The organism is Nostoc sp. 'Peltigera membranacea cyanobiont' 213 (assembly GCF_002245975.1).
GTDB lineage: Bacteria > Cyanobacteriota > Cyanobacteriia > Cyanobacteriales > Nostocaceae > Nostoc.
Genome location: NZ_NOLI01000276.1, coordinates 1 through 4,250 on the forward strand (window position 1 = coordinate 1; position 4,250 = coordinate 4,250).

At 41.9% G+C, this 4,250-nt stretch carries 4 protein-coding genes and 1 pseudogene; 4 read left to right on the forward strand and 1 reads right to left on the reverse strand.

The genetic code is table 11. The features are described from left to right. Positions 1 to 250: 250 nt before the first annotated feature. Genes CDG77_RS33760 through CDG77_RS33775 form a run of 4 tightly spaced genes read left to right on the forward strand, consistent with a single transcriptional unit; the run spans position 251 to position 3,682 of the window. Positions 251 to 1,675 (forward strand): hypothetical protein, encoded by a 1,425-nt coding sequence (locus CDG77_RS33760; RefSeq protein ID WP_094333513.1) that lies wholly within the window; start codon positions 251 to 253, stop codon positions 1,673 to 1,675. A 55-nt stretch (positions 1,676 to 1,730) separates the two neighbouring features. Continuing rightward, positions 1,731 to 2,144: a XisH family protein gene (locus CDG77_RS33765; RefSeq protein ID WP_094333514.1), complete on the forward strand. Its 414-nt coding sequence runs from the start codon at positions 1,731 to 1,733 to the stop codon at positions 2,142 to 2,144. After that, positions 2,132 to 2,470, forward strand: a complete 339-nt coding sequence (locus CDG77_RS33770; protein WP_094333515.1) for a XisI protein — start codon at positions 2,132 to 2,134, stop codon at positions 2,468 to 2,470. The genes CDG77_RS33765 and CDG77_RS33770 overlap by 13 nt, the downstream gene beginning before the upstream one ends. Positions 2,471 to 2,497: 27 nt before the next feature. After that, positions 2,498 to 3,682, forward strand: a complete 1,185-nt coding sequence (locus tag CDG77_RS33775) for an ARPP-2 domain-containing protein (protein WP_094333516.1) — start codon at positions 2,498 to 2,500, stop codon at positions 3,680 to 3,682. Between the two features lie 301 nt (positions 3,683 to 3,983). On the opposite strand, the pseudogene CDG77_RS33780 reads toward CDG77_RS33775, so the two are convergent. After that, a pseudogene (locus CDG77_RS33780) lies at positions 3,984 to 4,250 on the reverse strand (type IV secretory system conjugative DNA transfer family protein); the annotation flags it as partial.

Here is a 4,250-nt window from a genome sequence, read left to right on the forward strand (position 1 = left end):
TAGCAAATATTGCCGAAACCGATATTAGCAAAATTAAGGTAGGGTGTAGGGGAAGAAGTGATGCAATATTCTTCACGAATGGCACGCTTGGTAAGCGTAAATTGCTGGTATTCCTGGGTTTTGGGTGTCGGGTGTGGGGAATTAAGAATGTGTTGAACTGCTTGACGTACTTCCATTCAATTGTCTTAAACACTACACCCCACACCCTACACCCTACCCCCTACACCCCATACCCTGTTTTCGGTCAACAATGGACATTAATCGGGCTAACCAACATCAGCAAGTGGCAAGGGAAGATTTAGTCATGTTCATTAATGCCTGCCTCTCCTGCACAGGACAGCGTGAGTTCTATGGTGATGGTTACGGGCAGCGCGTATCTATTGACTTTTTGCACGACTATATTTTAGGTAATTACCGCTTACTCTATACCCGAACATTGGCAGCAGGGATTAACCACTTCAACCAAGCGCAGATTATCCTCAAATTACTAGCAACAGGAAAACATACACCCCCTGAACATCGACAAGAAGAAGGTGCATTAATTGCCGCAGCATTAACAGCCTTACCACCACAGCGAGGTTGGGAAGTATTGCAACAATTGCGGAAAAGAAGTATCAATAATCGTCGTAGCAGAGCGATCGCTCGTGATTATCTCCAGCAAAAACGTGACATAAACTTTGATGCTGTGAAGTATCGCTCGAAATTTAGAGCGATCGCTTCCCATGCTCACCTCACCCTACCAGGGGAATTAGGTAATTTTCTCTTTGGGAAATGGAAACAGCAAGTTTATCAAACAGAGCTATTCGAGACATTTCGCCAAGCACACTATAGCGCTCAAGCAGTTTATCAACTACCCTTTACAGTTGCCGAAGGTTTAGCAGCGAAACATGGAATTAAACGAGAGGTCTTTTTATCCCGTATTCAAGAGCAAATGACCTTGAATGAGAAATTGCGCTTTCAAGGTTCAGCCAACCGCACAGAAGTAGAAATCGACATTAATTTAGGTCGTCTCCCCCTAACTCGTTTGGCGCTGTATATCCTATCCTTGTCATTGGATACTCGCAAACAGCAGTGGGATATTTTAAACCAAGCATTAGAGAAATCTGCTGCCTTCACATTAAGAAAATCACCTCTAAAACTAGGACGAGTAGCCGCAGTTCTAGATTGCAGCTACTCCAGTTCCGGTTCAGCCGAAAAACATCGTCGTCCTCTAGGGGTAGCCTTAGCTACTCATTACTTACTAAAAGCAGCATCCCAGGAATACCAAGCTTTTTGGACAGCATCAACCAGCGATCCACTGCTGATTCTACCTCGTGGACAAACAGACCTAGCTACTCCCCTACTGGATGCTTTGGACTGGGGCGCAGATTTAGTAGTACTTGTCACCGATGGTTGGGAAAATGATCCCCCCAGTGGAGCATCGGAAATTCTACGTGTATATCGTCATCATTTAGACCCGGAACAAAAAACTTCCATTATTCATTGCAATCCTGTTTACAATGCCGATGACTTTTCTTTACACCCCCTGAGTCCCGCAATTCCCACAGTAGGATTACGGGATGCAGAAGATTTACCTACGATGTTGGGCTTTGCCCGGTTTGCTGAAGGTTCTGCGTCTTTAGCTGAACTGGAAGCATATTTAGCAGAGCGAGTCAAGCAAATGTTAAGGGTGTAGGCTGTAAGGTATAGGTGTACTTCATATAGTTGAAAACCGTTGTAAATATTCCACTATGGCCAAAGACCTATTCCACCAAGCCGTCAAGCAAGCCTTAATCAAAGACGGATGGACAATTACTAGCGATCCATTAATCATTCGCATCGAGCGCGTTAAACTAGAGATTGATCTTGCTGCTGAAAAAGTATTTGCTGCTGAAAAAGATGAGCAGAAAATTGCTGTAGAAGTTAAAAGCTTTATCAATCCCTCCGTCATTACTGACTTTCATAATGCACTAGGGCAGTTTCTCAACTATCGCCTTGCCTTAGAAATGACTGAGCCTGATCGTATCCTCTATTTAGCTGTTCCTATTGATATTTTTAATACTTTTTTTCAGGAGCGTTTTACTCAAGCGGCAATATCACATTATGCCCTAAAAATAATAGCATATAAACCGAATACAGAGGAGATAATCGAATGGAAAAACTAGCCAAATATCGCCAAATTGTGCGCGAATTATTAATTGCCCATGCCACCCCAAACCCCCCAAACGAACCAAATATTGAATGTCAACTCATTTTTGATACAGAACACGATCACTATCAAATTCTAGATATTGGTTGGCAAGAGTTTAATCGTATTTATGCCTGTTACATTCATTTAGACATTAAAGATAATAAAATTTGGATTCAGCACAATATGACAGAAGCCGATATTGCTCAAGAGCTAGTGGAAAGAGGAGTTCCAGCTTCAGATATTGTTTTAGGCTTGCATCCCCCATACAAACGTCCTTATACCAAATACGGTGTTGCTTAAAGTTAATAAAAATAGACACACCATCTTATGGCATCCAAAAGCAATCTGTTAGCAGACATATCACTTAAAGGACTAGAAATTGCTCCTTCTCAAATACGGGGAGCAGTGCGGATTGTGCCATTATTGCGCCATCAGGTACGTAACGACTTGCGCTTACTGCGTCGTAGCTACGATGAAGATTTAGCAGTTGTTTCCTTAGCAGGAGAAATGACAGCACCAGGAATGAAATATTTTTCCTATGTTCCTCACGGACTAGTGTTGTCTTGGACTAATGACGGCAGTCCTGTGGGGGCTTTTGGGGGACAGCTTTTTAAAACAGATGGTAAACAGCTAAACTATGGTTGCGCCAGTGTCCGGTTGATGCACCGGATGGTGAAGCGGGAATCTAGTAATCAACTGAGATTTTTGCCACTCCACTTGGCAATGGAAGGCTTTTTATCAATGTTTTTCTCTGGCCCTGATATCGCCTGGAGTGAATATTCTAAGTATGCCCTTTCTCATGGGTTGGGTAGCCGAATGGAAAGCTCTTTTAGTGGACGTTACATTGCTGGACTTGAAGATGCTTTGCGGGTATTTGAAATTCACTCTCGACAGGTTGGGGTATTAGTATTTGTTGCCGAAGCATTAGCATCAGCTTTTGTAGTACCGACACCAGAGGACTATCGACTTTTGCACAATAGCTTGTTAGAAGATTTCTATGGTGAGTTATTGTACCAATACGCTTTACTGCACGATACTACTTTGACCATGAGTGTATCTTTAGATGAGTCAAAAATTAATGATTTAACAACTTTGAGAGCAGCAGTACAAAATATACGTTCAGATTGGGCATCGTTTCAGGGTTTCATGGCAGAGGGACTGTTAGGACGCAAGTTAATTTCCCAAAAAGTCTATACTGCTGGTTCGTTCATGTTACAAAGATTTATTACTGACCTCAACCCCAATGAAGAAAATCATATTGGGGAAGCGATTATTCGAGAGAATGGTGAATTGGAGTATTTGAAGACTTATCGCTTATCAGGTATGCAGACTCGCCGAGTTTATTTGCTGAGTCAGTTAGCAGAGCATAATTGGAATTTGGATGCTACAGCTAGTAAATTGGGCAATACACGAGAGGAATTTGTGCTGCGTTTAGAAAAGGTGGGTTTTGGCTATTTGCTCAATGCAGAAGTACGACAAGCAGCATTGAAAAAAGTCAAGGGTAAAAGGTGATATTGTCTTGCTAAGATTCAGCATTAATTTGTAAAACTTTGATTTCAATACATTTGCCAATTTCTGAAATAGTAAGCTATCGCGCGTATAACTTGCACTTTTTAGGTCTGCAACCATTGGTAACTCTAGAATGCTCTGGAAAATTACAGATGCAACACCTTATAAACTTACTTAAACGGGGTAAACACAACCTAAAAAAGCGAATAAAGGCTGCCAAAATCTACCAGCAAACACTGAATATTCTACGCAGTGAGCAACAAGATATCCAACAATATTTCGCTTCTTAAAAGCTACCAGCCTCTTATCCTTGCAATCCGGGTGTTTGATAAACTCGTGTTGGGAAATTTTCTAAAACATCAGTTTCACTGTTATTAGACTCATGTGCAGGTGCTACATCTTCCTCTGGTAATGGCAACATCCGCGCTGCTGACTCAATCCGTTCATGTAATGCTTGTGTTAGCGTTTTAATATCTGGAATTGTCACCTGACTTTCTAAAGCAGGTTTAACTTGTGTATCCCAAAGAGACTCACTATCATGCGCCCGTTTTTCATCGGCTTTGGACACAGG

Excerpts from the sequence above, each read along its gene's own strand:
- CDG77_RS33775 (WP_094333516.1), top strand. The coding sequence starts at position 2,498 with ATGGCATCCAAAAGCAATCTGTTAGCAGACATATCACTTAAAGGACTA.
- CDG77_RS33765 (WP_094333514.1), top strand. The coding sequence starts at position 1,731 with ATGGCCAAAGACCTATTCCACCAAGCCGTCAAGCAAGCCTTAATCAAA.
- CDG77_RS33760 (WP_094333513.1), top strand. The coding sequence starts at position 251 with ATGGACATTAATCGGGCTAACCAACATCAGCAAGTGGCAAGGGAAGAT.
- CDG77_RS33770 (WP_094333515.1), top strand. The coding sequence starts at position 2,132 with ATGGAAAAACTAGCCAAATATCGCCAAATTGTGCGCGAATTATTAATT.